Origin of the sequence: Mycoplasma sp. HU2014, assembly GCF_001199495.1 — a bacterium.
In the GTDB taxonomy this organism is placed as follows: Bacteria; Bacillota_I; Bacilli_A; order Mycoplasmatales; family Mycoplasmataceae; genus Mycoplasma.
Map to the genome: position 1 here is coordinate 1 of NZ_LFYS01000058.1, position 20,913 is coordinate 20,913.

Consider the following 20,913-nt stretch of genomic DNA (forward strand, 5'->3'; position numbering starts at 1 on the left):
AAGCATTAAAGGAAAACAACTTTTAGGTTCTAAAGAACAAATAAACAACAAATTTTACTATTTATTTAAAGACTTAGAAATTGCTGGAAAAGAAAGTATTGGTAGGTATCAAAGACATTTGAGAAAAGATAATTTTGATATTTCTGAATTCAAAAAAGAAGAAGAATATTTTGGAACAATTGCTTTTGAATCAAATGTAGATTTGAGTTTAGAAGATGTATACACACTTTATGATCAAAGATGAGAGATTGAAGAAATGTTCAATTTTTACAAAAACATTTTAGAATTATCAAAAACCAGAGTTCATTCTGAAATGAAAGTTTATACAACTGAATTTATAAACTACTTATCATTAATAATTGGAACACGTGTTAAGAACCAATTTATTAAATTGGACTTGCACAAAAATTATTCTTTCAAACAAATAATAGAATATTTAAGAAGTTATAAAATGGAACAGATAAGTGGTAAAGAATGAAAGAAAAGCAAGATGTTGAAATACGTTCGAAACCTTGCTGATTTATTAAATATATAGTATTAGACTAAAACTTTTTTAATGAAAAACACCCCAAGAATTATGAGTTGTGTATAATAAAAATAACTATTCTGTCTAATAATTTTTGTCAAGTCTTTTTTTTTTTTTTGCAACTATAATATAAATGATTAAAAAATATAAAACATATTTAATTATTAGAAAAACATAAGAATATAAAACAAATAGAAAGGAAGGAATTATATGAAGTTATTTAAATACCTTTTCTTAATAGGACTTATTGCACAACCAGCTATTTTAATACCAAGTATTGTTAATAATACAAATAATAGAAGCCAATATAATTTAAATAAAAATAAAAACCTTATTGATCAAATTAAAGATAAAATTAAAACATTAAAAGATCAAGTTGAAACTTTAAAAAGAAAAATTAATGAAATTAAAGATATACAAGAAGATATAATAGAACAAAATCAACAACTAGAAAATAAAGTTAAACAACTAGAAGCTGAAGTATCATCACTTACTAAACAAAATCAAGATTTAGATGGAGAAAGAGCATCACTTACTGCAAGACTTTGGGTATTAGACGCTGAAGTTAGACAACTAAGATCTTCATTTGAAAGACAACAAAATGAAATAGATTTATTAAAAGAAGAAAATAGAGAAATAAAACAAATTATTGTTGATCATATATGAAACTCTGAATTTAAAGATGATATTTGAGCTAAATGAACATTTAAAGATATTATTGATAAATTAAATAAAAGGTTAAAAGAAAAAGGGTTTGTTGATGAAGTTGAATTAAAAGATGTTAGACCAAGCGATAAACCAAAACCAGATACTAAATATATAGATATTAGAGTTAAAACTAAATCGATAAATCTTAGATTAGATATAGAAAAAGTTTGACCAGAAACACAAAAAGCTAAATACAAGGATCAAGATCAAAAATGCATTGAAATAGGTTATGATGCAGAAGGAAAAATTGAAAGTTTTAAAAATACTACTAGTGAAGTTCCTGAAAAACTACCACGTTTTATTACAAGTTTATCATCAGCATTTAAACAAGTTCAATCATATTCTATAAAAAATCTTGACAAATGAAACACATCAAATGTAACTGATATGAGTTCAATGTTTGCTGAAGCTAAAAACTTTAATCAAGATATTTCTAAATGAAACACATCAAATGTAACTGATATGAGTTCAATGTTTGCTAAAGCTAAAAACTTTAATCAAGATATCAATACAAAAGAAGTACAAAAACAAAATGGTGAAAAATACACTGCTTGAGATGTTTCAAATGTTAAAAAAATGCAATCAATATTTAATGAAGCTCTTGTGTTTGATCAAGATATTTCGAAATGAAATTTAATTAGTATTAGTCCAAATAAACAAAAAAAAGAAAAATGAGAAAATTGAGAAAGTTGAGAAAGTTTAAAAAATTGAGCTACTTCAAGTCTCTTAAATTTAAATAAAAAATATTGACCAAAACTATTTTTAACAAACAACCTACTTTCTAGATTTATACAACCTATTTTAAAAAAAATACAAGAATTTGAGAATTTAGAAAAAACTGATTCTGATAAAAAAAGAGGTTTTACTCATATTGGTTTTTTAAAATATATAGTTTCTAAGTTAAAAGAGGATCCTAAGTTAAAAGAATATCCATGATTTACTAATATAGAAAACGATCTACAATTAGTTGATATTAAAGATCCTCATAACCATATAAAAAATGGGGTTATAAAATGAAATTATAATGGTATGGAATTTGAACGAAAAGTCACAATTAACCATCAACAATATGCAGATACGGTTTATATTGATAAATATAATAAAATTTATGAAACTAATAAAATTGATTTATCAAATATAAGTGAAATTAAAAAAATAGATAAAATAGGTTATTATTTTGATCGAGATGGTGCTATTAGAATTGTAAAAATGCCTACACATTTAGATGAAGTTCCAGAATATTTACCACGTGAAATAGAAAGTTTAACTAATGCTTTTGAAGGTCATAAAACTAAAACTATTAAAGGTATTGAAAAATGAAATACTTCCAGAATATTTAATATGTGAGCAGTTTTCAGAAATGCTGAGACTTTTGATCAAGATATATCTAGTTGAAACACTTCAGGTGTAGCTGTTATGCAAGAAATGTTTCGTGGTGCTAAAAAATTCAACAAAAGTTTAAATTCATGAAAAGTTCATAATGTAGAAAATATGAAACATATGTTTGATTCTGCACTTGAATTTAATCAACCACTAAATAGATGAAATACACAAAACCTAAAACTTACATCTAATATGTTTGCTAGAGCAAAAAAATTCAACCAAGATATTAGCAAGTGAGACGTTCAAAGATTAGAAGATATGAGCTCAATGTTTGAAGACGCAGAAACGTTTGGAGATGGACAATATCTACCAGAGGGTGATAATGGATTTACAAAAGAATATGATTATAATGGTAGCTGAAGACTAAGAAATATTAAAAACGCAAGACGATTTCTTTTTGGTAAAAATAAATTTAAAAACAATTTAAATGTATGAACAAGATATTTTGAAGAAAATGAAACAGATCATTTTCAATTTATTGATGGTATAAATCCAAATGATGGTAATTACTGTAATCTTTGAGTAGATTCAGACGGTGTAACACATCAGATTTGAGCTCGCAATAAATACTTACCAAATCAAGTGTGAAAATCTATATCTGGAAGAAAATATTAAATTTTAATATTTTATTTGTATAAATAATTTTAATCAAACATCTCAATATAAATTTTCACTGAACACCCAAATCCGGACTAAATATACGGAAAAAAGGGGTTTTTATATGTCTGAGAGTAGGACAAAGTTATTAATTTTTGAAATTATATTATGAGTTTTGTTAATTATTCCTGGAATTATTTTTTACATATAAAAAAGTTAAAGCTAAAAACTATTCAGCTCAATTAGAGCAAAAAATCCAACACAATGCTTCTCAAATTTCAAACTATTTAGAACAAAAAGTTGAAGTTATGAAAAACTTAGCTTCAATTGTTTCAAAATCAGTTGATCTTGACAAAGATGTTATGAAGTCAGTAGCAGCTTATAGATCAGTAGTAGTTATTAACAACGATAACATGAGTACAGTTGCAACTCAATTGGATATAACAATTAGAGGATTAAACTTACAAATTGAAAACTATTTTGAACTACAAGCACTTCAATAAATTAAAAAAGCAATGAACAAAAACATGTATCTACAAAAAGAAATTACAGCAGCTCGTGATATTTACAATGACACAATTTTTCAATGAAATTGTGCCATTAACAAATAACCTGCAAAAATGATAGTCGTTGTTAAAATGGGATACACAACAAGAGTTCCATTTGAAATTTCAATTGAAACAAAACAAGAAGCAATAAAAAACTTCTTTGCTTAACAAAAAACCTAAGGCGATTTACACCTTAGGTTTTTATTTTATGAAATTGTAACTTTATAAACTTCTGAAGCTATATTGTTTTTAACAGATTTTATTCTAATTAGATAATCTCCTTTTTGGTTTAGTGTTAATTTATTTTTATCTATAGAAGTTCATTTATCACTATTAACTTCTTTATACTCCATTGTATTATCAACACCAATTACTGTATTTTTGAATAATTTTATTTGATTGTGATTAATACTATCTCTAGTTATATTAAATATTTTCATTTCAGAAGTAACTAGTCCTGAATTATTTTTTACTCTAATTCTTAACACACCTATAACTGCATCTTTGATTAGTTTATCTTGACCTAGTTCTTTTCATTCATTATTATTAAAACTATATTCTAAGTTATCTTGATTAGTTTCTACTTTTATAGAATTATCATCAATTGCATTAATTTTTGCATCAAAATCTACTATAGAAGTTTTGAATGTTATTGGTTCATTTTTAGTTATATCAAATTTATAATTTTGTTTATTTACTGATTTTAATTTAATTTCAACGTCTCCAATTTTATTAAAATGATCAAGATGTAAAATATATGAAGTGCCTTGTTTTTCTGTATTTTTAATAAGAGCATTTTCAATTTCAAAGTTACCCTTTTTAAGATTTTCAACTTCTTTATCAAAATCAACTTTAATAGAATTTTCAGTATGTTTTGCAATATTGGTGATTTTTACATTTTCAATATCACTTGATGGTTTATCTATGAAATAATAAGTTATTTCTTCTAGATTTACACCACCATAAAATCTTCCACTTCTTTTTCAATTTTTTACTAATAATTTTCTTTCATCAAAAGCATCATTAATCATTTTATAATTGTTTTTATTTACAACTACACTAATTGGTTTAACTAGTTTAGTTTTTTCATCAAAGCTTTTATCAATTAATGCTAAAACATCATCTTTTGAACTAACAAAATTTTTAATTTTTAGATTTCTCAATCTTTCACCTTTAAAGTTAGGTTGTGTATAGTTATCTCTTGGTAAAATATCATCATCGTTATTTAAAAAGTAATAAAAATTATCTCTTTTTGTAGAAGTAAGGTAAGCATCTGATGTGGTATCAGCATGATATCAATTATTATCAACTTCAATTAGATTTCAAACGTGTTTTACATGTGATATTTCTCTAATAGCAAATCTTGATGGAATACCTAGTTCATCTAATAACATTTTATAACCTTTAGAATAACCAGCACAAACACTAGCTTTTAAAACTAATGCTGAATAAGCATTTTCGTTTGGTAAGTGTTTATGTAACTCCTTTTCATCTTTATAAGTAACATTTGTAAACATTCATTTGTATGATTCAACTATTCTTTCAAGAAAAGGTAAGCTTTTTCAATTATTTTCTTGAACTATTTTTTTTGCTTCTTTCAATGCTAGTTTTTCTTTATTCATTAAATCACTTTGATCACGAGAATAAACTTTAACAATAGCTGGAAATAAATAACCTTTATATTCAGCATAAATTCAAGCAGAAGTTTGTTCAGGAGTTATTCAAACATCATCTCTTTTGTTATCTTTTCAATGTACTCAACCATCATCTTTTAAATCAAAAGTTGCTTTGTCTTTGTCGTTTTGATTTGCTTTTAAAACTAAATCATAAGGTGTAATAGTTCTTTGATATCATCTAATTTCACTATTTGAAACTGGTTTATTTTCTTTTTTATTAATAAGTTTTAATTGAACTTTATTATTATCAAATTGATCTAATTCAACTATTTTTTGATCTATTTCAAAATCACTATGAGCATAGAAATTAACAACAACATTATTATTTAACATCATTGCTTGTAAATCTTGTTCACTTAAATTACTTACAGGGTTTTGAACAAAATCTTCAACAGTTTTTCTTAAATAAGTTTGGTTAATGAAATCTAGTCTTTGATCACTAATATTTAGATCTACATTAGAAATTGTTGGAGTGTCTGGGTCAATATGTTGTGAAGAAGGCTGAACCGGTGTAACATTTTCATCAACTGGTGTAACATTTTCAGATTCTTCATTTTTGTTGTTTGGTTTTTGAATAACATCATTTTTATTATTTTCACTAGTGTTGTTTTGATTATGATCTGGATCTGTTTTGTTTGAATGATTTGGTTTTATATGATTATTATTACTTGGTTGATCTGGTTGTTTAGTATCTCTACTATTTGGTTTATGTTCTCTGTTTTCTGATTTTGTCTCTAATGTTTTACAGCTTACTGCTAATATTGGTAATGATGAAAAAGAAGTAATTGATAGTATTTTTAATAAGTGTTTTTTCAAGTTTTTCATATTCACTTTCCTTTACAAATAAAATTATAACACGAGTTTTACAGTTGTTGTGCTAAATTAAAAAGTGCAACAACTTTTTAATTGTTATTTAAATCTTATAGAGTTCAAAATTTTATCAAATTCAACATCTATCATTAGTGATTTTATTGTGTTTGTTCTTTCATTTTGATCTCATTAGTCTTCTAGATAGCTAAAACTTTTAACAATTTCCTGTTTAACTTGTCAATTTTTGTCTTAATACCCTCTAACGACTCTAAAAATGTCTTAACAGTTGAATCTTTAAAATTTATCTTATCTCCCTTATCGTAATGTATTCTATAAATATTTTAGAATAACATCGGAAAAAGTAAATAGAAATAAGATAAAAGATGAAAAACCCCTTAAAATCTGAACTTTTCATCTTTTTTATTTATTTGTTGGCATAACAAGGAGAGTAGGACAAAACTCGGGTGTTTTTTCAAGTTTTTCATATTCCCTTCCTTTACAAATAAAATTATAATATTTTCATTTGTAATATATAAGAAAATCAGTAAAAAGTCTGGAATATCAGTAAAAAGATCAAGACCTACGAAAAAAATCAAAACCTACGAAAAAAACAATACCTAAATTATAATGGTAAATCTTTTTTCACAAAAACAATTGATGATATAGAAAAACACACAATTGAAATACTTGATAAAACAATAAAATCATAAATAAATTTAGATACATGTTTTGATTCTATTTTAGTGTAATCAAATAGTGAAAATAATGTTAGGTATTTAAGGTTTTTTACTACTTTAAAATTCTCAGCATCAGTTTTTGAAATTATTGTTGAAGTGATATATAAAGTATAAGATAAAACAATTAATATAGAACTAAAAAGTAAAGTAAGTGATGATTTATTAAATATAGAACTAAACATAAAACATATTGATCCAACAGATAATAAAAATAATCAATAACCTAAACATTGTAATGATCAATCTGTTAAATTTATTTGATTTGGTTTTTTAGTAATTATAAAAATAAGAACTATTAAAAAATTAATAAATACATAACTAGTAATTGAAAAGATAAAATAACTAATTTTATTTAAAACTATTTGTAATCTAGATAGTTTTGTTGATAATGTATAAGTTAAATAATTTCTATCAATTGGTTTTGTCATTAATATATTTGGAACAACTACAAAAAATATTGACATGGCAACTATGCTTAATCCTGCTATATTAGAAAATAATAAAAGTTTAATAGTTGAAATAGAATCATCGATATGTTTATTAAAAATTAATATTAAAAAGTTAATTAAAAAAATAAAGGGTAGAATCAAAAATCAAAATAATTTTGTAGATTTAAAAGAATCTTTTCATAATTGGTAATTAAACATTTTGATCAACTCCTTTTTGTTTGTAAAAATTCAAGAAATATTTTTCTAGTGAGAAAGGTATTTCTCTTAACATTTCAATTTGATAATTTTTTAATTCTTCAAAAAAATTATTAACTTGATTTGCTTGAACTACATATAATGCTTTATTATCAACAATTTCTTTTAAAAATTTAGATTCTAAAATTTGATTATTTTTAAAAACAATTTCGTATCTTCTATCACTAATTTGTTTTAAGTTTTCTAAATCAATATCAGCTACTATTTTTCCTGATCTAATAATTGCAACTTTATTACAAGTTTTTTCAATTTCTTCAAATACGTGTGAACTTAATAATATAGTTGATCCATTATTTTTACATTCTAAAACTAAATTGATAAATTTATTTTTCATCAAAGGATCTAATCCAGTTGTAGGTTCATCTAAAATAAGTAATCGAGGATTATGCATAAAAGCAATAACTAAAGCAACTTTTTGTTTCATCCCTTTACTCATTTTTTTAATTTTAATATTAGGATTAAATTCAAAATAATTAATTAAATATTCAACATAATCTCAGTTATTTTGATTTCTTAAACTAAATATTTGTTTAATAAAATTTAATCCACTAACATATTCTGGTAAATTAATTTCTCCTGGTACATATCCAACTTCTGATTGAATTAGATGAGATTGTTTTCAAGCGTTTTTATTCATAATTTCAACTGAACCTTTTTGTGGTTTAAGATATCCCATCATATGTCTAATTGTTGTAGATTTTCCACTACCATTTGGTCCTAGATAACCATAAACATCACCTTTTTTAACAATTAAATTAATATCAAAAATACCATATCCTGATTTAAATTTTTTAGTTAGATTATTTATATTAATAATTTCTTGATTCATTTATCAATCATCTCCATCTATTTAATTGTAATCTTAAACAATAATATAATATTATAATGTTAAATAAATTATATGTTTATATTGACATTAAACTTAGTTTTTTAGATAATATATAAGTCACGGCGTTGGTGGTGAAGTGGTTAACACATCAGGTTGTGGCTCTGACATTCGCGGGTTCGATTCCCGTTCGACGCCCCATTTAGAAAATAACAACAACACTCAGGTGTTGTTTTTTTATTTTTTCCTAATACTTTAATAGAGGTGAGTATATGAATATAGTTCATAAAGAAATTGAAGTATCAAATAGACAAATTATTGCAAAACCGAATTATTGTTGTGATGTAATATTTTCTAAGAAAAAATATCAAATTAAAAATGATGAGTTTTATAAGTTAAATATAATCATATCTAAAAACTATAAAACCAAAAGAAATTTAGATTTTATATCTAATACATTAAATAACTTTAAATATAAAATAGGTTATAAATTAGATAATCAAGAAATTGAATTATTTAATAATTTTAAAAATCCAATTAAATATCAAGTAAGTGATGATAAAAAAGAATTTATTGAAATTAAACTACCAGTAAAAATATTTAATAAAGATAGTATTGATCTAATTTTTAGTTGTGAATTTGAAGCAGATCATAAAATTCAAAAATTTACTAGTGATATTAAATTAAACACCTTAGCAAGTGATAGCAAAGATATTTATCAAAATAATTTAATTAATTATTATAAAAATTATGATAAATATTCTGATAAAACAAATACAACTTTTAATCTTTTAAATTACCGATTAAAGTATATTATCAATAAATTTACTGTTAATAAAATATATGATAAATTAATGAAGTTTAACTATGCTTTTAAAGTTAATTTAGATAGAGAACTAAATAATAATTCAGAAGTTAATAAACTTATTAATGATGTGATGAGCCAACAAACTAAAAATTATTTTAAAATTGAGAATTTAAAACTAAACGATCACGTTAAAGCGAATAAAGAATATAAACAACTACCTGAATTATCAGTTGAACACGATGCTGTTTATTTTGTAAATAAATTAGAAACTAATTCAGATCAAGATTTTGTAGTTGATAATAATAACCAATTAAAAGGTTTTATTTTTAATCCTGAAATTTCAAATAAATTAGCTTTTGATTTTAAAATTTTTAATGATACTTTTTCAGTTCAAACTAAAGTTAAAGATATTGATATTATAAGAGTTAATCAAATGAAAATTAAAAATCCAATAACTCAACATTATGAGTTTTCAAAAGAATTCTTTTCAAGTTTAAATTTAATTGAAGATGAAAAATTAGAAAGAGAGATAGATAAATATGAAGTTGAGTAAAAGACTAAGAATTTCAATAACTACAGCACTAGTTGCTTCTTGTATTGCTTCAACTTCAGCTTCAATTTATTTTTCTAAAATCTTTACAGTAAATAATAGTTTAGTTGAAAACTATCAAAATATTAATCAACCAATTATTAGTAAGAATCATATTAATAAGTTATTAACAGATCAAAACGAATTAAACATTAATCATTTTAAAGTTACATTTTTAAACGAATTAAAAAAACAAAATAAAGATCTAAAAGTTTTAGATGATCTTGTTAGTTTTACTTACAACAAATCTGAAGTATGTGTGAATTATAAAAACTATAAATGGTTCCATAAAATTGTATATAATTAGAATAGAAAGATATTAATTGGTGATTGTATGAACATTTATGATGAAATTGTTAAAAAATTGAAAAGCAAAGGTGCAAAAGAAAGTATAAACGCTAACTCCGAATTTAAAAAAATGGGTCTTGATTCTTTAGATTTGATGGATTTAATTGTTGAGTTAGAAGATAAATTAGATATTAGAATTGATGATGATGCATTACTAAGTATCAAAACAGTTTCTGATCTATTAAACGTAATTGAAGAGTTGAAAAAGTAATGATAAAGTTAAAACAAACTCAAAAAGAAAAATACGAAAAAATAATCAAAAAATTTAAAAATAAAAAAATTAGATTAACAGAAATTAGAACAGCTATTATCAAATTATTAATAACTTCTGAGCATCTAACAATTCAAGATATAATATCAAATTTAAATCAAGAACTTGGTAATATAAATGTTATGAGTGTTTATAACACAATGGATTTATTATTAAGTGAACATATAATTTTTGCAAATACTTTCAACGGTAAAACAATTTGATATGAAATTGCTACAGAAAAATCTGTACATTTAAAATGTGATAATTGTTCAAAAGTAATTCATTTAACTGATAAACAAACCGATGATTATAATTTCTTAGAATTACTAGAATTAAGTCAGGCAAACGGGATACAACTTGATCACTTTAAGATAGAAGGTCACGGATATTGTAAAAGTTGTTTGAACAAAACCGGTCAATAATTGATTATATATTTAGATAGGAAAAGAATATGATTAGAATAATTTTGAATGTATTCAGATTATTAGTCTGAGTTTTATTGTGTGTACTTATATTTTTTATCGGTGTTGCGCTTTTAAGTTTTTCAACCAAAGCAGAATACATAACAAAGTTAGTTAATGCATTAAAGGAATCTAATGTTAAATTTTTTATCGATTCAGCAAAAGATACTTTAGGAGGAAAGTCACTTATTGATATATGATCTTTAGATTTCGATTTATTAAATCATAAAATAGGTGCAATATTAATTTTCTATGTCTTACCAATAAGTAACATAATCTATATAACATTAGTAACGATCTCTTTATTTTTATGAATTAAAAAGAAGAAAAAGAAAGTAAAAGAATAGAATAGAAAAATTAAATCAGAGTTAAATGGAGATTACTTTAATATGAAATTGAAAAAGATTTTACCATTAATATTAGTTGTATCATTAATAGCACCCATTGGATATGGAGTATGAAAATGAGGATTACTAACAACTCCTTTATTTACAAAAAAAATAGTTCCACCTGTTGATGATCCAAAAGCTAATAAAGAAATAATCACAGAAAGATTTAATGGTATAAAAAATTTAGCTGAAGACTTTATTAATAACGGAAAAAATGATTTATCAGGAGAAGCGAAAGATTGATTTAATCAGAATAAAGATAAAATAGAAGAACAGATTTCAAATTTAACTGATAAACAATTAGAAGAAATACGCACTTTGTCTGACGAAGTTTTTAATGAAAACATATTTGATTTAGTTAAAGAACCTGAAAAGATAAATGGATTGATTGATAAGGTTAAAGACTTCTTAGATAAAAATGGTGTAGAGATACCATCTAATATACATTTGTCAGATAAGATAATAGACAACTTTTAGGATTAAAATAAGACTTAAATATTGAAAAAAAAGAAACATTTCTTTATAATAAATAAGGTAATCTTATAGGGGCATAGTTCAGTTGGTAGAACATCGGTCTTCAAAACCGAGTGTCACGAGTTCGAGTCTTGTTGCCCCTGCCATTATAGAGAAAAAAATCACACCATGTGTGATTTTTATTAGGAGAGTAGTTCAATGGTAGAACATCGGTCTCCAAAACCGAGTGTTGAGGGTTCGATTCCTTTCTCTCCTGCCAAGATAAGAGAAAATTAAAAACTGGTTCTAAGACCAGCTTTTTTATTTTTCAATAGCAATAAAGGCTATTGTGTCAACGCCTGCATGAACAGTGTATATATTTGGAACTACATCATCAATAAATTTAATTTTTGCATTATCTAGTGTTTTTTTAACTATACTAAATGTCTTTTCATTTGTTAGAGGAGTTTTTAAAACATATAATTCAAATTCAGAATCTTTATATTTATCTTTTAAGTTTTTTATAACTCTTTCAGTTAAACTTGAATATGTTCTACTGAACGCTTCTTTTTTAGGTTCTTTTCCTCATACTATTAATAATTTTGTTTTTAAAATGTTTAAGACACTTGTTAATATTCCAAGTGCTCTACCTCCACTTAATAATCTTTTTAGATCTCCAGGAATAATAGAAACATAAACTCTAGATTTATTTTCTTCAATAAATTTTATTGCTTCAGCAACAGTTTTAATTTCGTTGTTTTGAATGGCTTTACTTAATTCAAAAGCAATTAAACCAATTCCTTGTGCAGCTAAATCTGTATTTTCATAAACTGTAACTTTGTCAGTAAATTTTTCATCATTACTTACTAATAGTGCAGTTTGTAACATAGAAGATAAGTTTTTAGTGATTGGAATGTGAATAATATGATCATATTCTTTTAACATTTCACTATATTTTTGTTCTAATTCACCTGGACTAGCTTGACTAGTTTTTATATTTTCACCAGCAATAACTCTTTTTAAAATGTTATTTTTAGAAACATTAGATTCAGAATCTAAAATCTCAACATTATCTGTCATAACTATGTGCAATGGTAATAAATCAATATTTGTATTTTTCAATTTAGATACATCATAAATTGATGAACTATCTATTAAAATTCCTATTTTCATAATATGTTCCACCTACTTTTTTCACCCAACTAAAGCAATAGTTTCTTTTCCTGTGTGTGATGCAATAACTTTTGTTAATTCGGATTTAATTCTAATTTCTAGATCATATTCTTTTATTAGTTCTTCAACTGAGCATAAGCATTCGTTGTTCATTTGTGAATATGAAATATCAATATATTTCAAGTCTTGTATCTCATCTTTTAATAGTTCTAAAGCAGTTGATATAGCTTTTTTAAACGTTCTTGCTGTAGTTTCTTTATCGATACTTCCATCATATCTTAAAATTGGAGTTATCTTTAACATTTTAGCAATTGCAGCGGCCGCAGGTTTAATTCTTCCACCCTTTTTTAAAGTTTCTAAATTTTTTGGTACTATAAATGCAATAAAATCATTTGAAGCTTGTTCTACTAGTTGTTGAATTTCTAGTCCAGTTTTTCCTTGACCAATTCATTTAGATACTTTTCTTACCATTTCTTGTAAGACTACACTGACTGATTTTGTATCACAGACAAATACTTTATCTTTATATTTGTCTTCATTTTGACTTAACATTTTAAAAGTGTTGTATTGACCACTCAATTGACTTGAAATTGGTAAAAATACAATTTGATCATATTGTTCTAATAAACTATCTCAAATTTCAAACATATCACCAGGTGCAGTTTGGCTAGTTTTTAGTGTTTGATTTTCTAATAATTCATAAAAATATTCCTTTGTTAAACTTTCGTTATCATAAAAAGTTTGACCATCTTCTGTTGTGATCATTAAAGGAACTACATATAAATTTTCATAATTTGAAACTCTTCCATCAAAAGAAGAATCTGTAAGAATTGCTACTTTAATCTTACATCACCTTTTTCTATACATATTTATTTAAATTATATAAATTGGTATAATTAAAATCAATTAGATAGGGGATTTATTTATAATGATTAGTTTAAAATTTGGGGTCTTTTATAATAAGCAATTTGATACGTTATTAGTTAGTTTTTCAAATGAACAAGTAACTACAACAGAAAGAATTAATAATATTGTTGTTTTGAAAAAGAATGACAAAATAATAGGAGTTAATATTTTTGATGTATCAAAAGATATTACAATTAAAGATTCGTTTTGTTCTGAAAAACAAGAAGTAGTTGAATATGTAGAAAATATTTTAAAAGACATCCATCCAGTTAAACAAGAAAAACAATTTTTAATAGGTAAAATATTAAGTTGTCAAGCTATAGAAGGTACTCATCTTCACTTGTGTGAAGTTGATATAAAACAAGAAGTACTTCAAATTGTTTGTGGTGCTTCTAATGCTAGAAAAGGTTTATTAGTTGTTGTTGCAACCTCAGGAACTTGAATGCCTAATGGTTCATTAATAACTGAAGGAAAAGTTAAAGGAATAGATTCTTTTGGTATGTTATGTAGTGCAAGAGAATTAAAATTAGAAAAAGAAAGTCACGGTATCATTGAACTAGGTTCTGAATATTCAAATAAAATAGGTCAGAGTTTTTGAGGTGTTTATTATGATGAACAAAAACAAGTTTAAATTTGATCAAAAAGTTAAAGAAAAATATTATGTAGCTGATTATTTCAAAAAAACAATTCAAATCATAGATGAATTTGAACTAAAACATAGAATAACTATGCAATTTTTTCAAAGAAATGATAATGTAGTTTTATGTGGAATTAGAGAAGTATTAGATTTATTAGAATTTGCTTGTCCTAACTATAACGACTTAGAAATTTGATCACTAAACGATGGAGATATTATTAATTCAAAAGAGCCAGTTTTAAAAATAACCGGTCTTTATAAGGATTTTGGTTGATTAGAAGGTATGATTGATGGTATTTTATCTAGAAATACATCAATTGCAACTAATTCAAAAAAAGTTATTGAAGCTGCAAAAGATAAAACAGTAGTTAATATGTTTGATAGAGCTGATAGTTATGAGACTTTATCAAGTGATGGTTATGCTTCTTATATTGGTGGATTTAGACATTTTGTAACTCAAGCCGCTTTAGAATATATAGATGATGAAAATGTTTCTAAACCTTTAGGTACAATGTCTCACGCTTTAATTCAAGCTTTTAACGGTGATACTTTAAAAGCTGCTCAAGCATTTTATAAAACATTTCCAGATAACAATCTAACTATTTTAATTGATTATCATAATGATTGCGTTAACACTGCATATGAAGTTGGAAACTATTTCAAAGACAAATTATATGCTGTTAGGATAGATACTTCTCAAGCACTTATTGATAAATATTTACAAGAACATAAAGATAAGTATCCTAAAAATGTAAAATTGAATGGAGTTTCTATTCAATTGGTTCAAGAAGTTAGAAATGCACTAGATAACGCTGGATGCAATCATACTAAAATAATTGTTTCATCAGGATTCACAGCAGAAAAAATTGCTGAATTTGAGTCATTAAAAGCTCCTGTTGATATTTACGGAGTAGGAAGTGTTTTATCAGAAATTAATATTAATTTCACTGGAGACGCAGTTTTAATAGATGGAAAAGAACAAGCCAAATTTGGTAGAAAAAATATTGAAAATCCAAGATTAAAGAAAGTTAAGTAGGAGAAAAAATGAAAAATAACATTATTAATGAATTAACTTGAAGAGGACTAGTAAAACAAATAACAAATCAAGAAAAAATCATATCAGCTCAAAATAATAATGATTTTGTCTACTGTGGTTTTGATCCAACTGCCGATTCTTTACATGTAGGACATTTAATGATGATTGTTACTTTAAAAAGATTTGGATTAGCCGGTTTTAAATCAATAGCTCTAATTGGTGGAGCAACAGGAATGATTGGTGATCCTTCTTTTAAATCTGCTGAAAGAGTTTTACAAACTGATGAACAAGTTAATCAAAATATTAAAGGCATTAGTAAGCAATTACAAAGAATCATTCCTAATGTTACTTTTGTAAATAATGCTGATTGATTAAAATCTATTAGTTTAATTGATTTTTTAAGAGATGTTGGAAAACATTTTAATATAAGTTATTTATTAGCAAAAGAATCAATTGCTACAAGAATTCAAACAGGGTTATCAGTAACAGAATTTTCATACACTATGCTACAAGCTTATGACTTCTATCATTTATATACAAACAATAATTGTACTGTTCAAATTGGTGGATCTGATCAATGAGGTAATATAACAAGTGGAATAGATTTTATTGTCGATAAAGTTGGTCGTGAAAATAGCAAAGCTTCAGGGTTTACAATCCCATTATTAACAAAATCAGACGGTAAAAAATTTGGTAAAACAGAATCTGGAGCAGTTTGATTAGATGCTAATAAAACTAGTGAATATGATTTTTACCAATTTTGATTCAATCAAGCTGATGAAGATTGTGAAAAAATGTTGAAATTCTTAACTTTCTTAACCGAACAAGAAATTAATGATTTAATTGAAAGTCATAAAAAAGAATCTCATAAACGTGTTATGCAAAAAGCATTAGCAACTGAAATTACAAAATTTGTTCATGGACAAGAAGGATTAGAAAAAGCTATCAAATTAACTGATGCATTTTTCAAAGGAGATTTATATTCTTTAACAGATGATCTTTTAAAAATGGCTATAGTTTCATTACCTTCTATTGAATTAGAAAAATCAACAAAAATCATAGATGCATTGGTATCAGTTTCAGCTTCTAGTTCAAAACGTGAAGCAAGAGAGTTTATTAATTCAAAAGCGATTTATGTAAATGGAGAATTAGTAGTTGATGAAAATCAATTATTAAGTGATTTTAAAACTATAGAAGAAAAATACCTTTTAATTAAAAGAGGTAAAAGAAAATATTTCTCAGTTATATTAAAGTAAAGCGTACAAAAAAATCATAGGTTTCTTAACCTATGATTTTTATTTTTCTATTTTGCTAATTTTTCTTCTAGAACTTGTAATCTACTTTCAATATTTGCCAATCTGTTTTGGTGTTGTAATATGAAGTGTAGAATAATTCCTGAAAGTAACCCTAGAGCTGCAAATCCTAAAACAACAGCAAGAATTAATTGGTTACCATATGTATTAGCAACTTGAGTATAAGAACTTAAATTTTGACCTTTTGTAGGTGTTATTATAAATTCGATTATATTATCTGCATCGTCTTTTTTAATTCACATGTGGTGTTTTGCTTCAATAGCTGATCTTATTTGTTTAAAGAATGCATCTGGAGTGAATGCGATAACGCTAACAATGTTAACAGCAGCAACATAGTTATCGTTTTGAACTTTTAAGTCTGTTCCAATTGGAGATCATCTAATTGTAACAACAGCTCAAGTTACAGCCCCCATTAATATTAAGTTAAATGCAGCAGCAATTTGTAAAATGATAACAGAAGCACTGTTTCTATTTAATTTTGAAGGATCATTAATGTTATCTCCTGAGAATGCTGGTAATAAAATACCAACTGAAATAAGGATCATACCAATAAATAATCCACCACAGATTAGTGGAATGTATGATTTTCTAGTATCTGCTCATTTTCCAAATCATCCTGATATTAAGAAACGCATTGCGTAAGTTCTAAAAATACCGATGATCATAACAACGATAGCTGGAATTCAGAATACATTACTTAAGTAGTTAACATATGAACTTAATCCCATTTGTAACATATAAACTCCTAAAACTAAAAGAGATAATAGGATTATAGTTTTTTGTTTTAATACGTTAACAAGAGCTTTAACAGAGAATGATAAAGGCTCTTTAACTTTAGGTTCTTTAATAAAGAATATTGCAAGAGCGGCTGATGTTAAAATAATTCCTGCATAAATAGAAATTAATATTAAGAAAGCAACAGCAACTCCATTTTCTCCACCAATTTTTCCTAAAAAACTATTTTTTTGTAAGAAGAATAATAGTGTTCCAAATAACGCAATTAGTAAACCTGTTAAACCGTTAATCATTCCTTGGATACCATTGTTTTTTCCAACTTGTTTTTCTTGTAATTCAGCTGGAAGTCCTTCAGTATTAACGTTTTTAACTAATTTTCATAATGGAGCTCAGAATAATGCGGTTGTTGCAAATGCGAATCCAGCAAAGATAATACACAATTGAGTTAACATTATGTCTCTTGCTGTCCCTATTAGAGTTTTTACTGATCCATTTCCTGTCATCATAGGAATGAATGGTAGAACAACGTATCAAACCGCTAAAAGACCAGTAATAACAACTCCGGCAACAACTAGAGATTTAGCTCTAAATTTATCTCCGAATCAAGCACCAAGTATATAACAAGGCATTGCTACATATCCATACACAGCACCAGCTTGTGAGTAGTCAGCTTGAGCTAATTTAAAGTTGGCGTTCATGTTAGGAATATAGTTATCCATGTAAAATGGAATAGCGAAAATTGCAACGTCAGCGATAGCTAATATAAATAAAACAAAGTTACGTTTAAAAAACATTGGAATGTCTTTTATTGTTGTAAATACTTTATTTGATTTACTCTTATCCATGTACACAACGTCCTTTCTATTTGTTTGTTCAAATTAAATTAACGTTTTGTCATATTTATTTTGAAAGTATTAAATGAATATTTAATACAACTTTATATTATCCATATCGAAATTGGTTTCTAAGTACATTATTTAGAACAACGTATCATTGTGTATTTTTTGTATATACTAGATAGGGTTTTAATATAGCAACCGTAAAATACTTATAAAAATATAAATTTTTTATGCTTAAGTGGGAAACATAAAAAAGCAGGATAAAGATCCTGCTTTCACTATTTATTAAATTATTTTTTAATTAAACGGTTGTATCATTCAACGATGAATGCTTCGTTGATTTCGGCATTTAATTCTTTTCTTTCTGGTAATCTTACAAATTCACCTTTAACGTTATTTTTGTCTACTTTAACGAATTCAACTGTTGATTCATTGTTTTGTAATGCTTCAAGAACTTTTTCATTTTTCTTAGTAGCTTCTTTAACTTCAACTATATCTCCAACTTTTAATTGGTATGAAGGAATATCGATTTTTTTACCATTTACTAAGATGTGACCGTGATTTACTAATTGTCTTGCACCTTGTCTTGTCATTGCAAATCCTAATCTGTAAACGATGTTGTCTAATCTTGATTCTAATAATACTAAGAAGTTTGTCCCTAAAATTCCTTGTAATTTTTTAGCTTTAGCAAAAGTGTTTCTGAATTGCCTTTCGCTTAATCCGTACATGAATTTAACTTTTTGTTTTTCTTGTAATTGTTGACCGTAACCTGATAATTTAATTTTTGATTTATCTTTTCCGTGTTGACCAGGAGTAGTTACTCTTTTTTTACCTTTCGAAAATTCTTTACCAGTTTCAAGAATTGAGAAACCAAATCTACGAGCTTTTTTGAATGTTGACCCTGTATATCTTGACATATCTAATTCTCCTTTTTATATGGTTATTAAAAATATTTTGAACAGTTCCTAAACTAACCAGTCTATTAATTCGCTCTTACTGCTAAGAGTTACTATTTTTATTAACATAGACAGAATTTAATTTATAACTGAATGCAGAATATAGTTAAATAACTTTAATATTATAAACTTTTTTTAAAAATATTCAACTTATTTAGAAACAAATATTCAACTTATTTAGAAACAAATCTCAACTGGTTTGCAAAAAAACAACGGAAAAGTTGTTTTAAATTATATAGCTCTTTAAAAATTTACATATTCCTACGTTTCCCACTTAGTTACAAAAACAGCACGTTTTTAGTAGCTATATTTTTTATAAAAAAATATAAATATCTATACTTTTATGCTTAAATATGATATAATAGAAATATGAAAAAGTCAAGAAAAGATACAAAAAGACAATGAAAAACATCAATAGCAAGAGTTAAGAAGGGTGAATATTTATCAATTGGGGTGCCGAGAAGAGATAACAAGGGGTTTGAATTCAGATTCGGTTATGGTTATTTACATGAATTGAAAGAATATCACGATGATCCACTAACTGTGATTAAAGCAATTATTGCAAACTTCCCACTATCTTGAACAAAAGAACAGGCTAAAACAAAATTAGATGAAATTTTCAAAGAGAAAAAATCATTGAAAAAAGAGGTTATAGAAAGGTATAAAGGTTACGAGATTATTGAAAAACTCTTTGATTATTTTGATATTTTTGATATTTTTGATAATTGTTCAACTACAAGATCAACAACACTAAAAGATGTTATTATGCAATTAATTTATCAAAGAATTAAAAATCCGATTAGCGTATTTAACACTTACAAAACAATAAAAAAAGAAAGAATAGATACTCATTCAAAAAATTCATTTTACAGATCATTAGATTATATTGCAAAAAATAAAGACGAGATTCTGAAAAACTTAAACAAAAAAATTTGTGATAACACAAATAGAAAAATTGATGTTTTGTGATTTGATGCAACAACCGCATATTTTGAAACATTTTCAAGAGAAGGGTTTAAAAAACCTGGTTATTCAAAGGATGGAAAATTCAAAGAAGATCAAATTGTAATAGGAATGGCAACCGATGAAAACGGAATTCCATTACATTACAAAGTTTTTCCTGGAAATAGTGCTGATTCAAATACATTTATTCCTTTCATGCTTGAAATTGCAGACCTTTATGAAATAAACACAGTAACCATTATTGCTGATAAAGGTATGAGTGTTAATAGAAATATTAGATTCTTAGAATCTAAAAATTGAAACTACATAATCTCTTATAGAATGAAAGCTGGTAGCAAACAGTTTAAGGAATACATTTTAGATGAAAAAGATTATATAACTGATGGTTCTTTTAAATATAAAGTTCGTGATATAGCTTCTTTTTACAATAAAAAACGACCAAACGGTCATTTCAGAAAACAGATAATAACTTTTAGTAAAAAACGTGCAATAAAAGATAAAAATGATAGAGATATCTTAGTTCAAAATTTTATTAAAAA

General features: G+C 25.4%; 20 protein-coding genes and 3 tRNA genes. 16 read left to right on the forward strand and 7 right to left on the reverse strand.

What is annotated here, in order from left to right:
* From AB668_RS03395 to AB668_RS05935, 3 genes are all read left to right on the forward strand, one after another.
* On the forward strand, nucleotides 1-535 hold a 535-nt coding region (locus AB668_RS03395; RefSeq protein WP_152908052.1), incomplete at its 5' end, for a transposase.
* Between the two features lie 201 nt (nucleotides 536-736).
* Nucleotides 737-3,232 (forward strand): BspA family leucine-rich repeat surface protein, encoded by a 2,496-nt coding sequence (locus tag AB668_RS03400; protein WP_050517625.1) that lies wholly within the window; start codon nucleotides 737-739, stop codon nucleotides 3,230-3,232.
* Nucleotides 3,233-3,522: 290 nt separating this feature from the next.
* Complete coding sequence (locus AB668_RS05935) at nucleotides 3,523-3,717, forward strand: hypothetical protein (RefSeq protein WP_235443342.1); 195 nt, start codon at nucleotides 3,523-3,525, stop codon at nucleotides 3,715-3,717.
* A 251-nt stretch (nucleotides 3,718-3,968) separates the two neighbouring features.
* Here AB668_RS05935 and AB668_RS03410 read toward each other — a convergent pair whose 3' ends face one another.
* The 3 genes from AB668_RS03410 to AB668_RS03420 form a co-directional block, all read right to left on the reverse strand.
* The gene (locus tag AB668_RS03410; protein ID WP_050517626.1) at nucleotides 3,969-6,263 is read right to left on the reverse strand and encodes an MAG6410 family transglutaminase-related lipoprotein; all 2,295 of its coding nucleotides are present in this window, start codon (nucleotides 6,261-6,263) and stop codon (nucleotides 3,969-3,971) included.
* Between the two features lie 607 nt (nucleotides 6,264-6,870).
* Nucleotides 6,871-7,632, reverse strand: a complete 762-nt coding sequence (locus AB668_RS03415) for an ABC transporter permease (protein WP_050517627.1) — start codon at nucleotides 7,630-7,632, stop codon at nucleotides 6,871-6,873.
* Nucleotides 7,625-8,518 (reverse strand): ABC transporter ATP-binding protein, encoded by an 894-nt coding sequence (locus AB668_RS03420; protein ID WP_050517628.1) that lies wholly within the window; start codon nucleotides 8,516-8,518, stop codon nucleotides 7,625-7,627. Before AB668_RS03420 ends, AB668_RS03415 begins: the two co-directional genes overlap by 8 nt.
* A gap of 122 nt (nucleotides 8,519-8,640) precedes the next feature.
* Between AB668_RS03420 and AB668_RS03425 the strand changes: the two genes are divergently transcribed.
* From AB668_RS03425 to AB668_RS03465, 9 genes are all read left to right on the forward strand, one after another.
* Nucleotides 8,641-8,716 (forward strand) — tRNA-His (locus tag AB668_RS03425).
* Nucleotides 8,717-8,787: 71 nt separating this feature from the next.
* Nucleotides 8,788-9,876: a hypothetical protein gene (locus AB668_RS03430; protein ID WP_050517629.1), complete on the forward strand. Its 1,089-nt coding sequence runs from the start codon at nucleotides 8,788-8,790 to the stop codon at nucleotides 9,874-9,876.
* Nucleotides 9,863-10,219, forward strand: a complete 357-nt coding sequence (locus AB668_RS03435; RefSeq protein ID WP_050517630.1) for a hypothetical protein — start codon at nucleotides 9,863-9,865, stop codon at nucleotides 10,217-10,219. The genes AB668_RS03430 and AB668_RS03435 overlap by 14 nt, the downstream gene beginning before the upstream one ends.
* Nucleotides 10,220-10,246: 27 nt before the next feature.
* The gene (locus AB668_RS03440; protein WP_050517631.1) at nucleotides 10,247-10,471 is read left to right on the forward strand and encodes an acyl carrier protein; all 225 of its coding nucleotides are present in this window, start codon (nucleotides 10,247-10,249) and stop codon (nucleotides 10,469-10,471) included.
* Complete coding sequence (locus tag AB668_RS03445) at nucleotides 10,471-10,935, forward strand: Fur family transcriptional regulator (RefSeq protein WP_050517632.1); 465 nt, start codon at nucleotides 10,471-10,473, stop codon at nucleotides 10,933-10,935. The genes AB668_RS03440 and AB668_RS03445 overlap by 1 nt, the downstream gene beginning before the upstream one ends.
* 29 nt (nucleotides 10,936-10,964) lie before the next feature.
* The gene (locus AB668_RS03450; protein WP_050517633.1) at nucleotides 10,965-11,321 is read left to right on the forward strand and encodes a hypothetical protein; all 357 of its coding nucleotides are present in this window, start codon (nucleotides 10,965-10,967) and stop codon (nucleotides 11,319-11,321) included.
* A 42-nt stretch (nucleotides 11,322-11,363) separates the two neighbouring features.
* Nucleotides 11,364-11,840 (forward strand): hypothetical protein, encoded by a 477-nt coding sequence (locus tag AB668_RS03455; protein ID WP_050517634.1) that lies wholly within the window; start codon nucleotides 11,364-11,366, stop codon nucleotides 11,838-11,840.
* Nucleotides 11,841-11,907: 67 nt separating this feature from the next.
* Nucleotides 11,908-11,983 (forward strand) — tRNA-Trp (locus AB668_RS03460).
* Nucleotides 11,984-12,021: 38 nt separating this feature from the next.
* Nucleotides 12,022-12,096, forward strand: a tRNA-Trp gene (locus AB668_RS03465).
* A gap of 41 nt (nucleotides 12,097-12,137) precedes the next feature.
* On the opposite strand, the gene AB668_RS03470 is transcribed toward AB668_RS03465, so the two are convergent.
* Together AB668_RS03470 and AB668_RS03475 are read right to left on the reverse strand one after the other, a co-directional pair.
* On the reverse strand, nucleotides 12,138-12,989 hold the full coding sequence (locus AB668_RS03470) for a DegV family protein (RefSeq protein ID WP_050517635.1): 852 nt from the start codon (nucleotides 12,987-12,989) through the stop codon (nucleotides 12,138-12,140).
* 12 nt (nucleotides 12,990-13,001) lie between these two features.
* Entirely contained in the window at nucleotides 13,002-13,856 is an 855-nt protein-coding gene (locus AB668_RS03475) for a DegV family protein (RefSeq protein ID WP_050517636.1), read from the reverse strand.
* A 61-nt stretch (nucleotides 13,857-13,917) separates the two neighbouring features.
* Here AB668_RS03475 and ytpR point away from each other — a divergent pair, with 61 nt between their 5' ends.
* From ytpR to tyrS, 3 genes are read left to right on the forward strand one after another with little or no spacing between them, the layout of a single operon-like run.
* A complete protein-coding gene (gene ytpR, locus AB668_RS03480; RefSeq protein ID WP_050517637.1) occupies nucleotides 13,918-14,526 on the forward strand; it encodes a YtpR family tRNA-binding protein in 609 nt (202 codons plus the stop codon).
* Entirely contained in the window at nucleotides 14,504-15,568 is a 1,065-nt protein-coding gene (locus AB668_RS03485; RefSeq protein WP_050517638.1) for a nicotinate phosphoribosyltransferase, read from the forward strand. The genes ytpR and AB668_RS03485 overlap by 23 nt, the downstream gene beginning before the upstream one ends.
* Nucleotides 15,569-15,576: 8 nt before the next feature.
* On the forward strand, nucleotides 15,577-16,824 hold the full coding sequence (gene tyrS, locus AB668_RS03490; protein ID WP_050517639.1) for a tyrosine--tRNA ligase: 1,248 nt from the start codon (nucleotides 15,577-15,579) through the stop codon (nucleotides 16,822-16,824).
* A 47-nt stretch (nucleotides 16,825-16,871) separates the two neighbouring features.
* Here tyrS and AB668_RS03495 read toward each other — a convergent pair whose 3' ends face one another.
* Nucleotides 16,872-18,461, reverse strand: coding sequence for an MFS transporter (locus AB668_RS03495; RefSeq protein ID WP_050517640.1), 1,590 nt, complete (start codon nucleotides 18,459-18,461; stop codon nucleotides 16,872-16,874).
* Nucleotides 18,462-18,745: 284 nt separating this feature from the next.
* A complete protein-coding gene (gene rpsD / locus AB668_RS03500; protein ID WP_050517641.1) occupies nucleotides 18,746-19,372 on the reverse strand; it encodes a 30S ribosomal protein S4 in 627 nt (208 codons plus the stop codon).
* 408 nt (nucleotides 19,373-19,780) lie between these two features.
* On the opposite strand from rpsD, the gene AB668_RS03505 reads away from it, so the two are divergent.
* A partial coding sequence (locus tag AB668_RS03505) for an IS1634 family transposase (RefSeq protein ID WP_050517642.1) occupies nucleotides 19,781-20,913 on the forward strand: 1,133 nt, incomplete at its 3' end.